Annotated in this window: 20 protein-coding genes and 1 pseudogene; 12 read left to right on the top strand and 9 right to left on the bottom strand. The window is 61.4% G+C overall.

Annotated features, from left to right (window positions below; all coding sequences use genetic code 11):
• Positions 1–293 precede the first annotated feature (293 nt).
• Positions 294–1,727 (bottom strand): DUF4185 domain-containing protein, encoded by a 1,434-nt coding sequence (locus B133_RS0103875; protein WP_232423254.1) that lies wholly within the window; start codon positions 1,725–1,727, stop codon positions 294–296.
• A gap of 364 nt (positions 1,728–2,091) precedes the next feature.
• Between B133_RS0103875 and B133_RS0103870 the strand changes: the two genes are divergently transcribed.
• From B133_RS0103870 to B133_RS24025, 3 genes are all read left to right on the top strand, one after another.
• Positions 2,092–2,964 (top strand): cutinase family protein, encoded by an 873-nt coding sequence (locus B133_RS0103870; RefSeq protein ID WP_018599400.1) that lies wholly within the window; start codon positions 2,092–2,094, stop codon positions 2,962–2,964.
• A 97-nt stretch (positions 2,965–3,061) separates the two neighbouring features.
• Positions 3,062–3,532 (top strand): hypothetical protein, encoded by a 471-nt coding sequence (locus B133_RS0103865; RefSeq protein WP_018599399.1) that lies wholly within the window; start codon positions 3,062–3,064, stop codon positions 3,530–3,532.
• Positions 3,533–3,679: 147 nt separating this feature from the next.
• Positions 3,680–3,835, top strand: coding sequence for a hypothetical protein (locus tag B133_RS24025; protein WP_018599398.1), 156 nt, complete (start codon positions 3,680–3,682; stop codon positions 3,833–3,835).
• Between the two features lie 19 nt (positions 3,836–3,854).
• On the opposite strand, the gene B133_RS0103855 is transcribed toward B133_RS24025, so the two are convergent.
• Complete coding sequence (locus tag B133_RS0103855) at positions 3,855–4,565, bottom strand: sensor domain-containing protein (RefSeq protein ID WP_018599397.1); 711 nt, start codon at positions 4,563–4,565, stop codon at positions 3,855–3,857.
• Positions 4,566–4,731: 166 nt separating this feature from the next.
• Complete coding sequence (locus B133_RS25270; protein WP_157625781.1) at positions 4,732–5,190, bottom strand: LysR substrate-binding domain-containing protein; 459 nt, start codon at positions 5,188–5,190, stop codon at positions 4,732–4,734.
• 176 nt (positions 5,191–5,366) lie between these two features.
• On the opposite strand from B133_RS25270, the gene B133_RS22365 reads away from it, so the two are divergent.
• Positions 5,367–5,627 carry a hypothetical protein gene (locus B133_RS22365; RefSeq protein ID WP_085974237.1) on the top strand — a complete coding sequence of 87 codons (261 nt, stop codon included), beginning with the start codon at positions 5,367–5,369 and terminating at the stop codon, positions 5,625–5,627.
• A gap of 214 nt (positions 5,628–5,841) precedes the next feature.
• Here B133_RS22365 and B133_RS0103840 read toward each other — a convergent pair whose 3' ends face one another.
• Positions 5,842–6,474, bottom strand: coding sequence for a nucleotidyltransferase domain-containing protein (locus B133_RS0103840; RefSeq protein ID WP_018599394.1), 633 nt, complete (start codon positions 6,472–6,474; stop codon positions 5,842–5,844).
• Positions 6,475–7,235: 761 nt separating this feature from the next.
• On the opposite strand from B133_RS0103840, the gene B133_RS0103835 reads away from it, so the two are divergent.
• The 7 genes and pseudogenes from B133_RS0103835 to B133_RS25260 all read left to right on the top strand — a co-directional run bounded on the left by B133_RS0103835 (position 7,236) and on the right by B133_RS25260 (position 10,159).
• Entirely contained in the window at positions 7,236–7,922 is a 687-nt protein-coding gene (locus B133_RS0103835) for a hypothetical protein (protein ID WP_018599393.1), read from the top strand.
• Positions 7,923–8,053: 131 nt separating this feature from the next.
• A complete protein-coding gene (locus tag B133_RS0103830) occupies positions 8,054–8,773 on the top strand; it encodes a hypothetical protein (protein ID WP_018599392.1) in 720 nt (239 codons plus the stop codon).
• 189 nt (positions 8,774–8,962) lie between these two features.
• The gene (locus tag B133_RS23530; RefSeq protein ID WP_081618172.1) at positions 8,963–9,163 is read left to right on the top strand and encodes a transposase; all 201 of its coding nucleotides are present in this window, start codon (positions 8,963–8,965) and stop codon (positions 9,161–9,163) included.
• Between the two features lie 114 nt (positions 9,164–9,277).
• Positions 9,278–9,478, top strand: a complete 201-nt coding sequence (locus tag B133_RS24250; RefSeq protein WP_157625780.1) for a hypothetical protein — start codon at positions 9,278–9,280, stop codon at positions 9,476–9,478.
• A pseudogene (locus tag B133_RS25265) lies at positions 9,418–9,564 on the top strand (IS3 family transposase); the annotation flags it as partial. The gene B133_RS24250 and the pseudogene B133_RS25265, both read left to right, overlap by 61 nt.
• A gap of 49 nt (positions 9,565–9,613) precedes the next feature.
• Positions 9,614–9,907: a DDE-type integrase/transposase/recombinase gene (locus tag B133_RS24245; RefSeq protein WP_157625779.1), complete on the top strand. Its 294-nt coding sequence runs from the start codon at positions 9,614–9,616 to the stop codon at positions 9,905–9,907.
• A gap of 24 nt (positions 9,908–9,931) precedes the next feature.
• Positions 9,932–10,159, top strand: a complete 228-nt coding sequence (locus B133_RS25260; protein ID WP_157625778.1) for an integrase core domain-containing protein — start codon at positions 9,932–9,934, stop codon at positions 10,157–10,159.
• 124 nt (positions 10,160–10,283) lie between these two features.
• On the opposite strand, the gene B133_RS25135 is transcribed toward B133_RS25260, so the two are convergent.
• Entirely contained in the window at positions 10,284–10,811 is a 528-nt protein-coding gene (locus B133_RS25135) for a DUF4145 domain-containing protein (RefSeq protein WP_081618271.1), read from the bottom strand.
• Positions 10,812–11,061: 250 nt separating this feature from the next.
• A complete protein-coding gene (locus tag B133_RS24235; protein ID WP_018599389.1) occupies positions 11,062–11,220 on the bottom strand; it encodes a hypothetical protein in 159 nt (52 codons plus the stop codon).
• Positions 11,221–11,504: 284 nt separating this feature from the next.
• On the opposite strand from B133_RS24235, the gene B133_RS23250 reads away from it, so the two are divergent.
• Positions 11,505–11,804: a hypothetical protein gene (locus tag B133_RS23250; protein ID WP_157625777.1), complete on the top strand. Its 300-nt coding sequence runs from the start codon at positions 11,505–11,507 to the stop codon at positions 11,802–11,804.
• 340 nt (positions 11,805–12,144) lie between these two features.
• Here the strand turns inward: B133_RS23250 and B133_RS23525 are convergent, their stop codons facing one another.
• Genes B133_RS23525 through B133_RS0103790 form a run of 3 tightly spaced genes read right to left on the bottom strand, consistent with a single transcriptional unit; the run spans position 12,145 to position 19,111 of the window.
• A complete protein-coding gene (locus tag B133_RS23525) occupies positions 12,145–12,654 on the bottom strand; it encodes a very short patch repair endonuclease (RefSeq protein WP_081618171.1) in 510 nt (169 codons plus the stop codon).
• Between the two features lie 14 nt (positions 12,655–12,668).
• Positions 12,669–17,573 (bottom strand): ATP-binding protein, encoded by a 4,905-nt coding sequence (locus B133_RS0103795; RefSeq protein ID WP_026255933.1) that lies wholly within the window; start codon positions 17,571–17,573, stop codon positions 12,669–12,671.
• Entirely contained in the window at positions 17,570–19,111 is a 1,542-nt protein-coding gene (locus B133_RS0103790) for a hypothetical protein (RefSeq protein WP_232423251.1), read from the bottom strand. The genes B133_RS0103795 and B133_RS0103790 overlap by 4 nt, the downstream gene beginning before the upstream one ends.
• Positions 19,112–19,123: the final 12 nt, after the last annotated feature.

Here is a 19,123-nt window from a genome sequence, read left to right as displayed (position 1 = left end):
GTCCGGTTGTGGCGTGTGCGGCCATGTCGTGCTCACCGATCACTCTGGAAACACTGGTCTTCTTTTGTCACTTTTAGACCACGACTCAATCACAACTCGCACTCTATGGCGTGGCTTGGTCTCCTCCAGCAAGCAGCTGTGAGAAAGTCCCGAGCTCGCTGCCTAATTCGAACAACGCGCGGGACAACTCGGGTTGAGGACGAGATGCGAATCCGACACCGTCGCAATCGTTTTGCCCAATCGACATCACACCGCAGCGGTCGATGATCCGAGATGGGCTGCAGCCAAAGGCGTTACGGAAGCACCGTCTTCATCAGCATCACGTTGTAGGCCGACCACAGCGACAGGTTGAAGTAGAGCTCCTTACCCGTCGACCACGGATGCAGGAACGGGGCGTAGATACCACCGGGGAATTCCATCGAGGACACCAGCATCTGCTCCGGACTCCACGGTCCTTGTGGTGCAGGCGCGGTGCGCGCCACGACGTCGTTGGCTCCATTGCAATACAGCACCAGATACTGCTTGAGGTAGGTGTTGTACTGGGCCGACATCTCCCCGACCGGCCCGGGGATCACCGGAGTGGCAGCACCCGGATTGCCGGGCACCCAGGAATTGCTGTCGCCGTTCCAGTACTCGTATCGCCGCTGATCCGGCACGGAGCCCTGAGGAACCCGGGCGATATAGGCCGATCCGCTACGCCCGGACGGTGTTCCGAATGTGTAGAGGTACGGGTCACCCGGCCCCGGTTTCAGAAATGCGCCCTGCTGGAAGTTTTCGTTGCCCGGCACAGAGGCAAGTTTCGGTACGGAGTTTCCGACGGCGCGAATGCTGCTGGGATAGACCCCCCAGTTCTCGCCGTTGTCCTGGGATACCGCGATACCCGAGAAGTTGGTGTCCCACTGGCCGTTGTCGCCCCAGCGTTTGATGGACATGAAGTTCAGGTATTGGTTTCTGCCGACGGAGATCCCGGACGTCGGGATGACCCCGACCTCGGTTGGCGCCCACTTGATGCTGTTGATGATCTGCTTGGAAAGTCCCGGCCCCCACACCGGCGAACCCGAATACCGGTTGGCTTTGACGCCGTCGGGCACGGCGATGGTTTTCGAGAGCGAGCCATCCTGAGTGCGGAACAGCGTGTTGTAGCGCCACTGCTGTCCACGGACACTGCAGTAACCGTAGGTGTCCCCGAACGCCATCAGCACCTGATGAGCGCCCGGATCGCCGTTGTCCCACATGATCCCGAGGTCGGTTCCGGAGATGGCGAACCGCTGAATGGTGTTGTTCGGGCTGTCCGGCCCGGTAACCCAGCCGACCAACGATGTTCCCGGCGGCGCAGCGGGCGCGGGCTCCGGCGCAGGGGCCGGAGCGGCGTTCGGAACGGGCTGGGCGACATTCGGCGGAGCCGGGTTGTTCGGGACGACCGGCCGTGGCGGCGGCTCGACCGCCGCTTGCTGGCGCACCGGCGCAGAGCGCGGCGCCAACGGTGAGAGCGCGTTGAGGAGCATCTTGGGCAGCTGGCCCAATCTCGGCAGCGGCGCACTGTCATTCGCGCCGGCCGGTCGGTGACCTGTTGGCGGGCGGTCGATCCCGGGCAGTGCCGGGGTGGCCACGGCATTGGCAGGAGGTCGAGCAGCGGCGGCGGCACCGGTGCACGGTTCGGCGGCCGCCTGGGGAGCGACGCCGATCGCAACGACGAGCCCCACAGCGGCCGCCGACGCCACCGACATCGATGCGATTCGAGGACGCGGCGACATCTCACCCCTTCCGGAGGGCACGACGTCCCATTGACGTCATTAGCTGACCGATGTGACGATAGTGACCCAAGTGAAGGTTGCGGCCAGTGATGCATCGATAGGTATCGTTCCGTGATCGTGTCGCAACAGTCGGAGGCGGGGCCCGAGCTCTTCGGTGTGCTAATTCGCCCAACCTCGGGGGTCGTGACGAAATCGCATCGATCATCTGTATTGGACTGCACGCCAAGTAGTTTCAGTATTCGGTAGCCGCAAGCCCGTGGCGTGTTCACAGATGAATACCTATGGAATGTCGTTCAACTGGTGCGCATATCCCATTGTTGTGTGTCAGCATGAGTGCGTGGGGGCACGCCACATTGCTCTACTGATCGGTGCCGCGACAGCGGTGCCGATGATATTGCTGGGCGTGCCAACGTTATCCGCGCAAGCAGCGGAATGTCCCGACGCCGAGGTGATCTTCGCCCGCGGCACCACGGAAGCACCAGGCCTCGGTCCGACGGGCGAGGCGTTCGTGAACTCCGTACGGTCCCGCGTCAGTGGGAAATCTGTTGGAGCGTACGCGGTTGACTACCCCGCCACGATGGACTTCCCCACCGCTATCGACGGTATCTCGGACGCACGCGCCCACATTCTGACCACTGCGACGAACTGTCCACGCACCAAGATGGTGCTCGGTGGGTTCTCCCAGGGCGCCGCGATCGTCGGCTTCGTCACGGCCAGTGTGATTCCCGACGGAGTTCATGCCGCAGACGTACCGACGCCGCTGCCACCCGCCATCTCCGATCACGTAGCCGCGGTGGCCCTCTTCGGAAAACCATCGACGAGGTTCATGAAAGCCATCAGCGAGCCCCCGATCACCATCGGTCCGCTGTACACGGCGAAGACCATCGACCTGTGCGTCGACAATGACCTCGTTTGCGCGTCCAACGGCAGAAGCTTCTCCGCGCACAACCAGTACGAAGAAGCCGGCATGATTGACCGCGGTGCGACATTCGTCGCCAACCAACTTGAAGCCAGTTGGGCCGCCGACGCCATCATGAATCCACCCGTCGTCGGGCCGGCGCCAGGCCCGGTCCCGGCGCCGGCCGCACCCCCGACCCTGACGCCACTGCAGGCTGCGCCCGGCCCGTCGCCCCACCTGCCGTCCCCCGCAGGGGCCCCGCCCGGTCCGACGACGACACCTACCCCAGCACCGGTCGGGCCACTCGCCTAACCGCTGTCAATGCCTGCCATTTGCCAGTGTTTTACAGGTTTGCCCCAGCAAATCCATGCACGTTGGTACGGTGCGGTCATACGAGAGGAAATGACTTATGCGCGTCACCCGTAATACCTGCGCGTTGGCAGCCGTCGCAATCGCCGTCGGTCTCACGTCCTCCGCATGCAGCGGTTCGTCGGAACCGGCCGCCCAGACGACGACGCATGACACGGCGACGGCAGGCACGGACCTGCAGTCGCTGCTGCCCACGCCGGCAGACACACAGCAGACCAAGGGCCCTAATCAGATCGCCGACAACGGCATCCACATGTTCTACCAAGTCAACGGCGCACCCAACGACGTACTCGACGCGTACAAGTCGGCGCTCGAAGGCAAGGGCTGGCAAGTGACAACCATCGTGACCTCGGCCGGCGGCAGTTCGGGTGGCGGTGCCACATACACCGGAATTCATGGCGACGCATACGGTGTTTTCGACGGCGGTGGATTCAATACCAGCACCTTCATCGACGTCTGCACATGGCCATCGAAGCCGGCGAACCCGAATTGCAACCGTAGCGAGCGGTAATCGCCGCGCCCATCTTCCATACCGGTCCCACTGCCGGCCACACACCGTTGCGAGCGTTGCTTGCGCCCAACAGGTTTGGAACTGACGAAACTGGCAATTCCTCTTCGCGACAGCTTTTCCGTTGCTACCTAGAGGATCGGACTGACCATGATCGTGCTCGGCATCATCCTTCTGTTGATCGGCTACTTCACCGGACTGTCGATCCTCTACACCATCGGAGGCATCCTCGTCGTGATCGGTGTCATCCTGTGGATCCTCGGCGCCGTCGGGCGTCCGGTGGGCGGGCGCAGAGTCTGGTTCTAAGCGACGCCAGGTCGCCGGTCTACGGTTTTTGCCATGGCGGCTTGGCGACCCGTGCGGCTATCTGCTGGGCGATCTTGACCGCGGAGTCCGCGGGATTGGCGCTGCAGGTATTGACGTCGACGACAACGTTGTTGTTCGCGGTAAGAGCCCGGCCACAGGCCCAACCGCCGGCTTGAGCATTCGACTGGGTGGCGATGGTGCTCAGCATGCCGTCTTTGTCGGAAATGGGCGCCACGTCCCACTCCGTGCCGGACTGCGTGTGGGTGTAATGCGTGCAAGCCGGCCACTGTTGTGCCGAGGTGTCGTAGAACGCCTTGGCTTGGTCGGCGCTGCCGAAGAGAACCACCGCCTGATGGGCGTAATGGACGAAGGTGTCAGGCTCTCGCAGGGTCACATCAAGCTCGTCGGTGAAACCACTGTCGGCATAGACGGGCGCCTGCACCGCACCATCGACAGCGAGGCAGTCTCGCGGCTCCATAGTCGAGCTGTCGTCAGACATTTCGGTATTAGTGGCCGTGACAACCATCTCCCCTGCCGCCATCGCCGCGTTGATTTCTTCGGGCGACAGCAGCAGGCTGGGCAATATTTTTTGGGTGAGCGGCAGCGGGGCAAACGACGTGATCATCGGCGTGGTCGGTGTCGTCTCGGCCGATTGTTCGGTTGATTGGCCGCAGCCCGCCGCGAAGATGCAAGCCGCCGTGATGGTGATCGCGGTTGCCACAATGCGCATCTGTCATCCCCTATTTCTGCGCCAGCACATCTGAGTCGCGGTGATCTTTGCCTACCCTGGACAAATCCAGGAGAACAATTAGATTGTCTTCGCCGCGGGACATCTCGCGCTGTGTTTGAAGACTTTTCGAAACCGTTACCGAAACAACATCACCCTGGGGATCGGTTCAGCCGAAAGCGGCCAGGATCCTGGCTATCTCACTACAGATAGCGGTGGAAAGAGGGTGCTCGTAGCGTTGGCGTGTCAACGCTACGACTGTCCGGTGGGGCGGGACTCCAGAAATCTTCAGATCCTCCGTGGCAACCGCCGGCCCTGAGTGCGAGTGGACGATCGAGATCGGGACTATTCCCTGGCACAGTCCGTGCGCCGCCAGTGCCAGTACACCCTGTGGTCCTTCGACCTCATACCGGATGTCGAGCAGGGAGCCCGTCGATGCTGCCCAGTGTTCGAGCAAACGACGACTGGGCATATGCGAGGCGCCGGCCACCCACGGCAATTGCTCTGGTGCGTCGACCGTGCGCACAACGGGCAGTCGTTCCCTTCCGAGCTCGTTCTCGCGCACGCGCGACACAAGGGGAAGTTCGTCGGGCAGGTATCGATAGGACTCGCAGACGGTGCACCGCATGAGTTCTGCGCTGCCGAGTGCGTCACCGCAATATGCCCCGCGACCGGAACTGACAACGTCGACCTGCTCGCCTAGCCCAGAGAAGACCCGCGAATCTCTCAAGTAAGGTGCCGTAATCAGAGTCACTGGTGCACATGCAGATTCCCGCATTTCTACACACCGAAAAGGAGAACCCTATGACCGACAGTTCCACATCGTTTGGCTCTCTTCCCCAGTACGATCCCGCAGCCGTCGCGGAAGCAGTAAGCCGTATCCGGGAGATGAATGAGCGGCTGATCGAGTCGTCCAAGAGCGCTGGGCGAGTGGCGTTGGAAGCCTATGAAAATGCGTTGCAGGGCATGCTCGCCTTTCAGACACAGGTCGCCGACGCCAGCCAGCTCGACTGGGTGTCAGCGCTGGCCACCGCCCACGCGCGTCGGCTTTGGCGAGTAAAGTAACGGCCTCGTTGTGATTCTCACCGGCGGCGTATATGCCAAGGCGCACACCACATATGACATCGGCAGCTGCGACGCCCGCGTTGACCGACAGGGAGACAGCGGCATCCGGCATCTCGTCCTCGATGAGAACCGCACCGTCGAGGAACTCGACTGCCTTTTTGAGCTGGCCGCGTCGGATCGTCTCGGTGCTGGGCCGTGTGCGTTCACTCATCCATCACCCCCCCTTTCCCGTGCGGCCGGGTTTCGCTTGCTTGAGAAGCCACGCGCGCGACCCGGCCACGGTGAGCCCATGCTCCAGGACCTCTTGCACCATCGGTTCGGTTCTCGCGCTCCTGACCTCGACCTCGGTGTACTCCACAACACGTGCGTCATTACCCGTCCAGGCCGTGGCAGCCGAGGCAAGCTCATTCACCTGCCGCGCCCAAACGGCATCAGGCGTCCCAGCCGCACTGACCAGAAACAGGTCCACGTCGCTTTCCGGCGTCATCGTGCCGCGCGCAGCTGAGCCAAACACCGCGGCGTACACCGGTGGGTACTGCCACCCGCCGAGTTCATCTTCGAGCCGCTTGAGAAACGTATCGAAGAGTTTCGCCAACTCCAGGATCGGCTTTGCCGCGAGGTGTGCTGCGTTCAACCGGTAGGCAAACGCATTGCCGATGCGTTCTGAGAGCACAACGCCCTGCGAGACGAGTCTGGCAAGAACCTTCCGAATGCCTTCCTCGGAGTAGGAATTCAGCACCCGGTGAATCTGACCGGTCGTGAACGTGGCATCGTTCGCCGCCAGCACTGCCAAAACATCACCATCCAGAGTTGGGGTGACCGTCGCGAACGGACGGTTCAGTTCCACGGCGCACCTCCCCTGGATATCCAACTATAGTTGATCTACCCGTACTATAGTACGGGCCTGCAGATGGGCAAAGGCGCTAAACCATATGCGGTTCAAAACCCCTCGAATCGCGTTGCCGTTTATTCGGCGATTATGACCAAAAATCCGTCCGGATTCGGTCGGTCTGAGACGGCATCACTAGGACGCGAAAACCCTTGTCTACCAGCGTAAACAAGTAATCGTCCGGAACTCGTCGGCACCCAAAATCGCAAATCCCTAATCGAAGGAGTGTCAAGGATCAACCGACGCAGGTATAGACCATCAGCCGAAACGCTGTCGCCCATCACCCGAAGACGAAACGTCAAGCATCACCCGAGGTAATACAGGCTGTCGAGTGGGGCGGGCGGGGCTCGAACCCGCGACCAATGGATTATGAGTCCGTAGGTCTAGCGTCGTAGCGAACCCGATTGAATCCGCCAGCGATCCAGTTTTGCCGCAAAACCCCATGTCTTCCTACTCGCGATATTAGGAACCAGGCCAAACACAGTACGCACTGGCAACGCCGCATGTCAGAGAATTTCGCCCCAGGTGTTGACGCAGTGTCGACGCGCAGCACCTTTCCGGGGCCTAGCCGAAGACCGGCGCACCACGCGCCGCCCCCAGGGGGCGTCTGAATCCGCGACACGTCACGACATACGTCGCATTGCACTACGTCGATACATGCTCGGAATCGCGTAGGATCTCATGTAGTTTCGTAGTACGAACTACACACGGAGGGCTACATGTCGGAAGAATATACAAAGATCCCACCATCTGCAGACCCTGTCGAGATCGACGACATTCAGCCCGACCTGTTCCAGATATCTGTGAAAGGCACCGGAGTCGAGCTGACGAGGACGGTCGATCAGGTCACCGCCCTACACGTGATTGCGACCGTACTCGGTGGTGGGGCAGCCGCACCCGCGGCTGCTGGAGCCACAACCTACGTCCCACAATCTACGGTGGCAGCCCCTTCAGTAGAGACACAGCGCAAAGCGGGCTACGACGCAGCGGCAAGCGAAGGTCTAGACCCTCATACAACGATCGGCGAGTACATCGACGAGTGCGGCGCCACCCAGTTCTCCGCCAAGATCACTGCGATCGGCAACTTTCTCGAACTGAGGTTAGGACAATCCTCATTTACCAGGGAAGAAGTGAAGAGCCAGTTCAGACCGGCAGGTGAGGCTCAGCCCGGCAACTACTCTCGCGACTTCAATGACGCGATCACACAGCGTTGGATCGCAGAGGACCCAAACGAGAAGGGTCAGTACTTCGTCACGAAGACCGGCAAAACCGCGATTGCTTCCAAATTCGACAAATCAACTCGTAGGGCAGCGCCACCGCGACGGCGGAAAACAACGTCAAAGACTGACAGCGGAGACTCCAGTACCGCTGACAATGGCTTTCAGGATCTGGATGTCGACGAGTGACTAGACTGAACACCAAGTCTGTCGCTGTTAGGGTCCAGCTCCTAGGCATCTCAGATCAAACCCTGGCCCTTGCTCGAATCGTTGAGGCACGTAGCAACGGCGGAATCATCCGTCCGCGCGACGTAGCAGCGATGTTCGAGAACCTCGGACTGCCTGGACCATCGAAAATCGGGAATGCGTTCACGACGCTGTCGCGGGCAGGCTACATCGCAAAAGGCAGCGCACAAGGGCTCTGGCGGATTACTCCGCTCGGCCGCCATCACTCCAATAGCGTTGTAACCGAGTCGGAACTGCATGAACTGTTGGCCGAGACGCAGAGCTACGGTGGCGCGCTGCTCGGTGCCGTGATGCACACGCTGGTGCCGCCTACCCTTGCGCCACCTGCAATCGTCGCACCGGTTACGCGCTTTACCGAAACGTACCCGTTCGACCTCAACGTATTCGGTATGACGCGATTCCCCGACGATTCCGGCGACGACCCTGTCGATACGGCGCTCTCGGCCGCACGAACTGAACTTGAAAGGCACGGCCTCAGCTTCCACCTGGCCTCCGATCGCGCTATGTCCGATGACCTTTGGACCAACGTCGCCGCGCACATGTGGGCAAGTCGCTATGGAATCGCCATATTTGAGGACAGGCGTGGGCGCGGCTTGAACTACAACCTCACGATTGAAGTCGGCGGCATGGTGATCACCGGTCGCAGGTGTCTACTACTAAAGGACACTTCGATTCAGTCGATGCCGACTGATCTTGTCGGCATGATTTACAAGGCAGTAGATCTCGACAAGCCAGAAACCGTCACCAAAGCGGTGGCCGACTGGGTCAAGAACGACCTGCATCTCGCGGCCTAGGTGTATACGAAAGCTACGCTGTAGCACTGCGTCCGTGTTCTAGGGGCACTACTGTTCTCGCGCGCTCGGCTACGGGCCGCGTGAAGTTGGGCGCGGCGGTGTCGTCCTCGCGGATGTAGTCTGAGCCTCCCCAGTTTCAGTGGACACCCGAGATAGCGGGGCCATGGGTTCTGCTGGGAGGATGTGGGTATGTCCCGGACTCGTCGGTCGTTTACGGCGGAGTTCAAAGTAGAGGCCGCTCGGCGGGTGATCGATGGTGGCCGTCCGGTCGCCGAGGTCGGTCGGGAGCTCAATGTTCATGAGAACCTGTTGCGTAAATGGGTTGCCGCTGAACGGATCCGGGAAGGGCGGCCACCGATGCGCGTCGGGTGCCACCGGATGGGGACCTGACCGCGGTCGAGCGTGCCGAGTTGATCCGGTTGCGCGCGGAGATCGCCGAGAAGGATCGTGATATATCGCGTTCCTGAAAAAAGTATCGGCGTACTTTGCGGCACAGCAACACAGGTGAGTCGGTTCGAACTCATCGCGGCAGAGTGCGCCGATCACGATGTATCGAACCTCGTTGCGCTGCTCGATGTTTCTCGGTCCGGCTTTTACGCCTGGGCGAGGCGGCGACGCCGCACCGAACTGTCGCCGCGTCAACAGTGGCGCCGGGATCTGCAGGTGAGGATCCTGGCGCACTGGCAGGCATCCCAGCGCACGTAAGGGTCACCGCGGACCTGCACGCCGAAGGCATGCGGGTGTCAGAGAACACCGTCGCGGCGGTCATGACCGAGATGGGCATCGAGGGCATCAGCCCACGCACGTTCAAAGTCAAGACCACCGGGTCGACCCGACGGCGTGTTCCCGCCGGATCGGGTCGGGCACCACTTCGACCAGGGCCGCACGGACGCGGTCTGGACGTCGGACATCATGTACCTGACCTGCGGCGAAGGGCATGCCTACCTGTGCGCGATCCGTGACGAACACTCCCGGCGAGTATTGGGCTGGTCGCTGGCCGATCACATGCGCACCGAGCTGGTCGAGACGGCCGTTGACGCCGCGGTGTTCACCGGTGGCGGCACGGTAGCTGGCACGATTTTGCACGCGGATCGGGGCAGTCAATTCACCAGCCATGACATGGCCCAGGCCTGATCTCGGCATGGCTTGCTACGCTCCATGGGCGCGACCGGAGTCTGCTGGGACAACGCGGGCGCCGAGTCATTGTGGTCGAAGGTCAAGCACGAGTACTACAAGCGTCATGCCTTCACCGCATACGCGAATCTTACTGCGGGACTTGACAATTACATCAGATTCTACAACCATGATAGGCGACACAGCTCGCTCGGGATGGTCTCATCCATCGACTTCGAGATCGCCACCCGAGTACGTCAGCAATCAAGCTAACCGTGTCCACTTTTTCTGGGGAACCTCACATCTGTTCACCATCTTCGAGGGCTCGTCGCCTTGGTCCGCCGGAGACCGGCGAAAGAACCACAAGACAACCGACCAAAATTCAAGCCGTTCAAGGTTACTGCTGACCGCCGCCTTGTTGACGGGTCTGCGCCGCCTGTTGAGCCTGCGCTATCACCGCAGGTGATTGATAGACGTCGTTCAAGATTTCCCCCATGAGTTGTATGACGAGTTCGGATTCCTCTGCCGTGATGGGGTCCACGAAGTCTCCATGTGCCATCTCGTTGCCCAATTCACGCACTCCATGCGCTGCGTCCTTGATCACCCCGCGTATGAGCCCTGCGCTGGCGAGAGATTCGATCTTGCTGAAGAGGGTGCCGGACGTGATGCCCTTGTTCTTGGCGGTCGCTTCGATCACTGCCCGCGCGAGCATGATTGCTCCCCGGTAGTGCTCACTGCTGTGGCACTCGTAGGCCTCAGTGGCGGCCTCCCCAATGTGCACAGGGACGTGGGGGTAGTCCTTTGTATCGGTGGCCGATGGACGCCACAGAAGGTCCTTACCGCGAGCGCTCTCAAAGTACCCGGCGATGCCCCGTGCTCCCCGTTCGTCGGTACGCCCAATGGCAATGGACTGGCCTCCACACATAGAGCAGGTCATACTGGCGCAGACCGGATGCTCCTCGCTGTATACGTCGAGGCGCACCGCCTCCGGGCCCAAGATGGTCGGTCCCTCACTCAGCGTGTGTCCTGTGTTGGATTTACAAAGCCAACAAACGTGGTTAGGCATGCGGCCAACCTAGCTGTACACCCCGTCAATTAAGACGCACCACGCTAAGCGGGCCGTATCGACCAGAGATGACGTCACTTGTCGCAACGCGCCCCTGCGGAGACGTGGGCTACAGGCTCTTCAACCCGGTGACTAACTCGCGTACGACAGTCACCGCGACATTGGCGTCGCAACGGCCATCTTCGATGAGCCCCATCACGCACTCGCGAATCAGCAGATCTTCTGGCTCGAGTTGCTCTTCGCTGACTTCGCCACCCCATTGCTGCACGAGTCAAAGTGTAGTGCGCGACTACCTCGACACGGAGAAACGTTGACGCGGCGTTGACGCGGCGGGTTATCAGGTGCTCGGCGGTTAGGCCATCGAGCCATCAAATAGCCCCTGAACTGGACTTTTGAGTGGAGCTGGCGGGACGTTACTCGAAACCCGCGTACCAGGGGTCGCGCATCCACAAAACCGTTCAATTGGTCGAGAATCTCGCGAAAACGCAGGTCAGAGCGGCGTCCCCCCTGCCACAGATGCAGCGGATCGACCGTCGGCTTTCTGTCGAGACGATGACTTCCCTCGTCCAGGATTACCGAGATGGTGCGTCGACTACCCAACTGCGACAGCGGTACGACTTGAGCCAGGGCAGCGTCGTGAAGATCCTGCATGCACACGGCGTGGCGATGCGGAACCAGGGACTCACCAACGATGACGTCGTGACAGCGGCCGAGCTGTACCGACACGGGGCCACGTTGGCCCAGCTTGGCGAACGGTTCTCGGTGTCTCCAAACGCCGTGCGGCGGGCCTTGATTGCGACCGGCATCGTCATGCGACGAAGGGGTGGAAGCGAAAAGGGCAGAGGTCACTAGCTAACTCGATCGATAACCGGGAGCCCTGGGACGGTTCAGTTCGAACACATTGTTGACAGATGCGCAAGATGGTGTTGCTGAGGTTGAACGACCCCGGTCGTCCGCGTCTCCCCCGCGACAATGGCAACGGATCACCGACCGGCTGCGAGCCGAGGTGGTTAAGGCGTATCAGGCTGGGCAGACCAGCCGGGAGGTCGCAGAGGACTTCAGCCTCGGCCGGACGACTGTGCTGAACAGCTTGAAGGCAGCCGGTGTGATGGTCCGGCCGCAAGGGCGGAAGTACTGGTGAGTGGATTTCGGCGGCACTCATCTGCTCGCGACGGCGGTAGAGCCCCGTACATCAACTCCGTGTCGGACCCCGAGAATCCCGAACCGGACGACGGTCACGAACAATTGCCACAGCCCTGTCCGCTACTACGATCGGGTCCTCGTGCTCCCATACACGCAGCGATAGCCAGCCAGCCTCTCGAAGGCGCTCGTCGGTGTCGCGATCCCGCGCTTGGTTGCGCTCGATCTTTGCCGACCAATATTCGGTGTTGGCGGTAGTACGACGGGACCCGTGGTCAGGACAGCCGTGCCAGAAGCATCCATCGATAAACAGCGCCACCCGAGCCGGACCGAACACAACGTCGGCACGACGACGCAAATTCGGCAGAGGTGCGACGTCCACTCTGTAACGGATTCCCGCGGCATGGATGAGCCGACGCACGGCAATCTCTGGGGCGGTATCCCGCGTCTGCTGTCTTTGCATGCGTTTGCGAACGTCTGGGGAGCTCGCCCATGACGGCAGCAACTCCGGGCGGGGATTCCGCGTCGACGATAGTGGCCGTCCGTCGCGTTTACGGACCATGAAGCCATTCTTGCCTAGCCCAGTGGCGGGAGTCCCAGCGCTCCTGCGTCGCGGTAAGCCTGCGTCATGCGGACGAGGCGCGGTGCGTCACCAGCGAAGCTCACAAATGCTTCGCCTTTACCGAGCGTGCGAATCTGCTCTGGTAGCCGCGGATTGTCGGGCTCCAGTTTTCGAGCGGCCATTGTCGCTACCGTCGCGTCGGGTAGACCAAAGCAAATCTTGGTCTGGGCGTTAGCTGCGACAACGTCAGGCAGGTCGAGTGGCCCCTGTGTGGCCAGTATGACCGCCAGTCCTTTGGAACGTCCTTCGCGGATCATCGTCTGAACTGCGCGGAACGGCGCGACTCGGTGTGCCTCGTCGACGACCATGACGTAGCGAATTGTGTTAGGTACCGGTGGGAGATTCTGCACACGCAGCAACAGAGCAGAGAAGATGAAACCTGCAGCCAGAACCGTTGTCTGTCCGTTGCCTGGGATCTTGGAGAGCCCAAACACCACGTTCCGGTCGATGACATTCCCAAGCGGCTCGCCTGACTTGAATAAGTCGTTGTGCGTCAAGTCGCCGATAACTCCGGCCAAGTCGTCATCCAGTTGGTCGTCCAGCGTCCTCAGTGTTGGCCACCGACTCTCTGACCGCGCGGTCGCGTAGGCACTCTGCAACGCTTTTTCAAGTTTGGCGCGTTGCCGAACACCGAGCCGGGCACTGACCGATTTGACTGCCTCGTCCACGGTGTCCCGCAGTTCAATGACGGCACTCTGAATAGCCCGACCGTTGTCGTCGTCGAGAGCCAGCGGGTTGTAGGGCGCGCCACCGTTCCAAAGATCAATGAACTCCGCGTCAGCGAATGCTGGGAACCCAGTTTCGTCGCTGTAGTCATTCTTGAAGTCAGCGATCCCGAACCGGCTTCCGCTCTGCTTGGACAGCTGCCCGAGAAGGCTCATCGCGAACTGCGTCTTGCCCATGCCGGAGGATCCCCAGATTTCGGTGTGCCCGTTCTGCAGAACCTGTTGTCCCGGCCCGGCAGGATGCCAACGGATCTCCTCGCCTGTCGAGGCGTCCCAACCGAGTAATGGCGCATGGAACGCTTCCACTGCCGTGGCAACGGTCTCAACCTCCGATGCAGGCCCGCCGGGTGTGCTTGCGTCGACCGTCGGGGCATCCTTGGCAGATGACGGTTCCGCTTGCGTGATGGGTTGATCCGCAGGTGATGGTGGTTCTACCCCGTTCGACTCCGCAGCGGAGTTCTTCGAGCCCGCATCTAGACCCGGCTTCGGCGTTGGCGGACCACCGTTTGTCCCCGATTCGGGTCGGCGCTTGGTCCGTGTGCTTTGCAGAGGCAACGCGTCGGTCTGAACAGTTCTCAGCCTCGTCAAGTCCGTACTAGTAGCGTTGCGCAGTAAATCCTCAGTGAGTCTGATGCTGCGAAGCACTACTGGCACAATGTCGTTGGCAAGGTTGGCGCGATATGTCCGGTGTATCGGGTCGACTCTCGGCCCAAACACAAGTCCAACACCTGCCCACTCAAGACTGCCCCGGCCAAGGCGAAAGGCTTCGAGTGCCCGCAGTTCTGCCGCGTCAAGTTTGAAACGGGACTCGCGTGCAACAGCATAGGCAGCCTCGGCAATGCGGTTGAGCCACAACCGACTGTGAACTGTGTTAGCTGCGGGGTACGCCGCCCACTTCGTGGCGGCCAGCGTCTGGTTCAGTTGATCGAGTGCCCCCGCCGCGGCGTCATTCTCGTCACTTCGCCTCGCCTTGACTTCGATGGTGGCCACGTGAACACCTTCGTCCTGGGTGTCCAACGCGATAGCCAACAGGTCGGCTCTCTTGCCAGGAAACCAATGTCGGTATTCATCCAGGCTTATCAAAAGCACGCGGCAACCAGGCGGAAGTGGCCACGGCGTCGTAGTGGTCGCGAGAAGACTGAATGCAACGACGTGCCCGACCAGCTCGTTGATGCCTGCACCGCTTGTCGCAGCCTGGAGGGCAAGGATGCCATATCCCTGACTCGCAACCTGGCGCAGCTGTGTTCCGATAGAAAGCGCGACGTCCGGTTCCTCGATGATGCCGGCGGCGCGGAGACTCCGGCCGATGGCTCGGTCGGCGGGTCCTCCCGATTTCTGGCTTATCACAAGTGAAAGCGGGCTATCCCCGCCCAATCGCCGCTCCTGATGCAATATCGCAATGTGATCAGCGCCGAGCGCCTGTTCCAAGCTGTCCCGGGTTGCATAGCGGTCGAGAGTGGCTACCCACAGAGCGAGATCGTGAACTTGTTGCAGCTTAGATGCGATGTCCAGTGCACCGGTTCTCACCTCGGGTACCTGCAGCGGCTGGTCCGGTTCAAGCCACGCGTCTTCCACGGCGTTCTGGAGGCGCAGCCACATCTGGCCGGTGGGCGAAGCGGCGGGCGGCATCAGCAAAGTCCGGCGGTCCTGCCGCGGACGCTGCCAAACCCGTGGCGCGAAAAGAACTTCTGCGTCCTCGGCCGGAGGACTAACTTCACGTGACTCGACCTGCAGGCGGTTGCCGCCCTCAGTCAAACCGGTCACCAATGCAAGATGCACGGCGGGAGCGTCGACGCCAGGGCGCAAGATCTCGCGCGCCTGATCGAGGTCATCCAGGTACCTAAGCTCCAAGACGTCCCGACCATTTCGCAGCTGGTCGTCGGCGTTTGCGAGGGTCTCGGGATCGGGCTTGTCAGCGTCGCCGGTTCCTACACAGAAAATCTCGATGCGTCTAATCAGCGCGTTGCCTGCGCTACGCCCGATGAGATTGACCGCCTCGCTCACCAACAGGTCGGCTGCTCCTGGCCCCCATGCCAAACAGCGTAAATGGCCTGCGGCTTCGGGCTGCAACTTGAGCAGTTGAATGACCACGGCGCCGAGCGCGTTGCCGGCGAAGCCGCTCTCGTCTCGCGTCGACGAACCGCCATAGAGACTCCAGATGCGCCCCTCACTAGTGGGAAGCAACGCGCGGTCCTGGGTTGCGACGCGGAGGTGGGCCGGGTGATGCGCAGCGGTAGTCCGAGCGATACCGTTAGCGGTCGCGACGGCGTCGGTTGGTTCCGCGTCACCGCGTGGCTCCTCGGCGCCACGGACGAGACTCCAAAGAGCCTCCAAGTACTGCGCCAACCACTCCGCCTTCATTGGCGCCAAGGCGGAAAGCGCAGCCGCCGTACCGCCACTTCGGATCGCACCCGAAAGTGCCAGTGCCTCAGCACAACTCGCGTCATCAGCCGCTTCGCGGGCCACACAGGCTGCAGTCCAACGCGTCGACCAGTTCTTCAGCGCCTTGGGATCCAATCCGGTATCCAGTGAACGTCGCGCCAAGGTTTGCAGTTGCCTTGCGAGCGGGAGCAATACGTCTGGCACGGGCTGCGCAACGGCATTGTCGGAGCCGCAGAAAGCATGCAGCGTGGGCTCGCCCTGGAGAGCCAGAGTCAGAGCTGGAGCCTCCGAAAACAGAAGTGTCGCACGCAGTGTGGCGGCATCGTCGAGATCGGGCCTCCAATCGACCTGCACCGTACTGCCGTCCCCGCTGTGCAGGCGAAGCTGCAGCAAAGGCAATTGCGCGCCAGTTCCGAGACCCGCATCTCCAAAAGCAGCAAGAACGTCGCCCAGGTCGGCATCGTCGGCCGCTCGCAACAGGAGCCCGTCGACATCACCACCGGTGCTAGCCCATTTATGCATGAGTGTGCCGAGTCGGAGACGCGCGCACGCCAAAGTCAGGATTCGACCTGCGCCCGTTCTGTTCGTCGCCAATGCCGCGGACGGTATTGGTGGCGACAATACCTGTACACGCTCAATGAGGCCACCAAGTTGTTGTGCAGCCTGGACAATCGCAGCTTCGGGGCAGGAGGGGCTGCTTCCGTTGACCGACCTGTCTCGCAGTAGACGCTCAAGCTTCGTTCGTGTGGCGCGAGTGAAAACTTGCTTCTGCTGCGCGTCATCGAGATCACACAAATCACGCGCAGCATGCCGCTGTTGAGGCCCGCGCCGCAGCTGGTCGGCTCGCTGTTCGTATGTGTGCCACGGTAACCCCTCCGCCTGGCTTCCAGCAGGGAGGTTGGCGCGGAATTGGCTCATCTCCCGCCGCACAGTCTCCGCGAGATCTTGTGGGCGCTGCTCCATGATTTCGCGGGCTTCATCAAACCGAAGAGTCCGGAGAAGGTCAGGGCTTCCGGCGTGCAGCTGAGTCATTACTTCGTCGGCTGCCGCGGGAGCGCCCGCATTGCCGACGCCCGGTCTGCGCCGAAGCACGGCTTCAGCCCGCTTGCGAAGGTCCGCATAGGCAGCGGGTCGAAGAAAATCGTCGGCTGTTCGGCGAGCCGCCAGAGCGAGGTTATCTGCGATACGTGCGGCATCGACCCGCTCACCGGGCCCTGCGTGATCAACGAACGCACCCAGCACCGGCAGAGCATCGAGGGGATCATCACCAGTGGCGAGGCGATCAAGATAGTCGGCCACCGACGCAGCGCTTGGCCGGGTTACAACGTCTGCTTGATTGATTGCTTCACGGACGGCACGGGCTGGCCCGTCTAGACCGACCGGGGGCGCCTGTTGGGACAGAATCCCCATGCCCTCCGCGGTCTCCAACAACACGCTCGGCGATACCGACTCAAACATGTTCAGTGACTGGCGATCGGGCACTTGCTCGCCATCGCATAGCACAAGCACGACACCGCGGGTGCCTTGCTTGTTTCGCAACTGTGTGCCAGAGGCGTCAAGCATTGCGTGTGTTGGAAATAACGCCGGTGACGACGAGACGATGGAGAGTTGCGGCAGCGCGTCATCCCATGCCTGGCTTAAACCCTCAGCGACGGACGTCGGAACACCCTCGATCAATACGAAGCTACGATCACCCGGCGGCAAAGTGCGTCGCAGGTGTTCGGCGAGGGCCAGACCGAGTCGGCGGCTCATGATCGACGCCTCGATGCTTGTTCGCCCACCATCGTCGTGCGATCGGAAAGTCCCACTGCCAAGCCCGCGTCACTCATGAGCCGTTCGGCCCTTCTGGCATTCTGCGCGAGCGCGGCACCGTCTAGCTGATTTGCCAGCGCCGTCTCCGCTGCCGACTCCTGATTGATTACAACGCCCCATTCCCGCCGCAATGCGGCGATGAAGTCGCGACTGGACATCGGCATCTGCGCCGAGAGCGCGCCAACCATGGCCGCCAGCAAGTCGGGGCTGGCGGTGAGATAGCGGTAGCTTCCAGTTCCAACCAGCATGCCGACTGACTCCAGCAGTACTCGAAAGCCGTCCTCTGAGCTACGGCTGTAGTTGGCCGTCTCAACGGCCAGGCGCGCGAGTCTCAAGTACTCGTCATCACCCGAACCGTCAGCAAGACTCGCAAGCTGGCTGCTGACACTGGACGGATCGCTGTCAGCGAGCGCACGGTCGCGGAACTCACCGGAGAAGACCGTCACATTCTCGGTCTCCTTCAGCTCGCGCATACGTTGAGCGAGTGTTCGAACAGTCGCCTCATTCAAGCGGATACGCGCGTGCCGATACGAATCTTCGGATCGCTGCCTGACCGGATCCTGGGCGCGGGGCGCATCGCTGAAGCTCAGCAGCAAATAGCGGTCTGCTTCAGGTGTCGAACTTCTATCCCACGCGGCCCGCAAGAGGTGGAGGGCAAGGTCCAGAGCGAGGACGCTGCGCAACTGCCACAGCCGCGCGGGACCGCTTGCGTGCTCCTGCAGCATGACACCCTCTGCATGACGACAGAGGTGGCCGGTCAGTTCCGTGAGACGCGGGTCGGCGCCCCGCTCCCATGCCAGCACCTCGTCGTCCTCAAGCAGAAGTACCTTGTTGCTCCACGTCTCGTTATTCGGCAATGCGCTTTCTAGGACAGTTCCGATCTGAGCAAGCGGGCTGTCTACTGTCAGCGCTTCTCTAATCGCCACAACCGCCGCACGCCCGAGGATTGCATCGTCAGCCTGCGGCGGGTCAGCTAGCAATCGCGCGAGTGTTATGCCGCCACCCCTCATGTAGACCTTGCGAACCGTGTACTCGTTGCTGCGAGGGCTTGGTTTGCGGGCGTCGTACCACAGCAGCGATTCGTGGAAAGGGCGGAGCAATGATGCACCAGCCTGTCCCCGCTCTGTTTCCGGATCAATCAAGCCCTGCAGAGTCAGTTGCGCCAGCTGCAGATTGGCCGAACCCCTCACCTGAGACCCGGTCGCCAACATCGCGCCGTACTCCTCGGGTGTGGTGTCATCGTCGCCCGCTCGACCCTGGTCACGGCCACCCAAGAAGTTCTCCCCGAGCGCGAGGCTGCGCAGCGCAAACCGCTGCCGCTTTGGGGTTTTCAATTGTTCAGGTGAATCTGGGCGTTGGTAGTCGTTCTGCACCAGAGTGAGCAGTGTTTCTGCACATAGCTGCGGCGCGCGCTCATCACGATCCGGCGCGAGACAGTACAGTTGCTCAGCAATCGGCCCAGGGCTGAGCCGGTACAAATTCCTCCCCGG

This window comes from Mycobacterium sp. 155 (genome assembly GCF_000373905.1).
Taxonomy (GTDB): Bacteria; Actinomycetota; Actinomycetes; order Mycobacteriales; family Mycobacteriaceae; genus Mycobacterium.
The sequence above is the reverse complement of the archived record's forward strand: the minus strand, read 5'-3'. Positions and strand labels throughout refer to the sequence as shown.

What these genes read in the sequence shown, in the direction of transcription:
- B133_RS23250 (WP_157625777.1), top strand. Translation starts at nt 11,505, where the DNA reads ATGACTTCCCTCGTCCAGGATTACCGAGATGGTGCGTCGACTACCCAA.
- B133_RS22365 (WP_085974237.1), top strand. Translation starts at nt 5,367, where the DNA reads ATGACCGACAGTTCCACATCGTTTGGCTCTCTTCCCCAGTACGATCCC.
- B133_RS25135 (WP_081618271.1), bottom strand. Translation starts at nt 10,811, where the DNA reads ATGTGTGGAGGCCAGTCCATTGCCATTGGGCGTACCGACGAACGGGGA.
- B133_RS0103835 (WP_018599393.1), top strand. Translation starts at nt 7,236, where the DNA reads ATGTCGGAAGAATATACAAAGATCCCACCATCTGCAGACCCTGTCGAG.
- B133_RS25270 (WP_157625781.1), bottom strand. Translation starts at nt 5,190, where the DNA reads ATGCGGTGCACCGTCTGCGAGTCCTATCGATACCTGCCCGACGAACTT.
- B133_RS25260 (WP_157625778.1), top strand. Translation starts at nt 9,932, where the DNA reads ATGGGCGCGACCGGAGTCTGCTGGGACAACGCGGGCGCCGAGTCATTG.
- B133_RS24025 (WP_018599398.1), top strand. Translation starts at nt 3,680, where the DNA reads ATGATCGTGCTCGGCATCATCCTTCTGTTGATCGGCTACTTCACCGGA.
- B133_RS23525 (WP_081618171.1), bottom strand. Translation starts at nt 12,654, where the DNA reads ATGGTCCGTAAACGCGACGGACGGCCACTATCGTCGACGCGGAATCCC.
- B133_RS0103830 (WP_018599392.1), top strand. Translation starts at nt 8,054, where the DNA reads ATGTTCGAGAACCTCGGACTGCCTGGACCATCGAAAATCGGGAATGCG.
- B133_RS0103795 (WP_026255933.1), bottom strand. Translation starts at nt 17,573, where the DNA reads ATGAGCCGCCGACTCGGTCTGGCCCTCGCCGAACACCTGCGACGCACT.
- B133_RS0103855 (WP_018599397.1), bottom strand. Translation starts at nt 4,565, where the DNA reads ATGCGCATTGTGGCAACCGCGATCACCATCACGGCGGCTTGCATCTTC.
- B133_RS0103875 (WP_232423254.1), bottom strand. Translation starts at nt 1,727, where the DNA reads ATGTCGGTGGCGTCGGCGGCCGCTGTGGGGCTCGTCGTTGCGATCGGC.
- B133_RS0103865 (WP_018599399.1), top strand. Translation starts at nt 3,062, where the DNA reads ATGCGCGTCACCCGTAATACCTGCGCGTTGGCAGCCGTCGCAATCGCC.
- B133_RS23530 (WP_081618172.1), top strand. Translation starts at nt 8,963, where the DNA reads ATGTCCCGGACTCGTCGGTCGTTTACGGCGGAGTTCAAAGTAGAGGCC.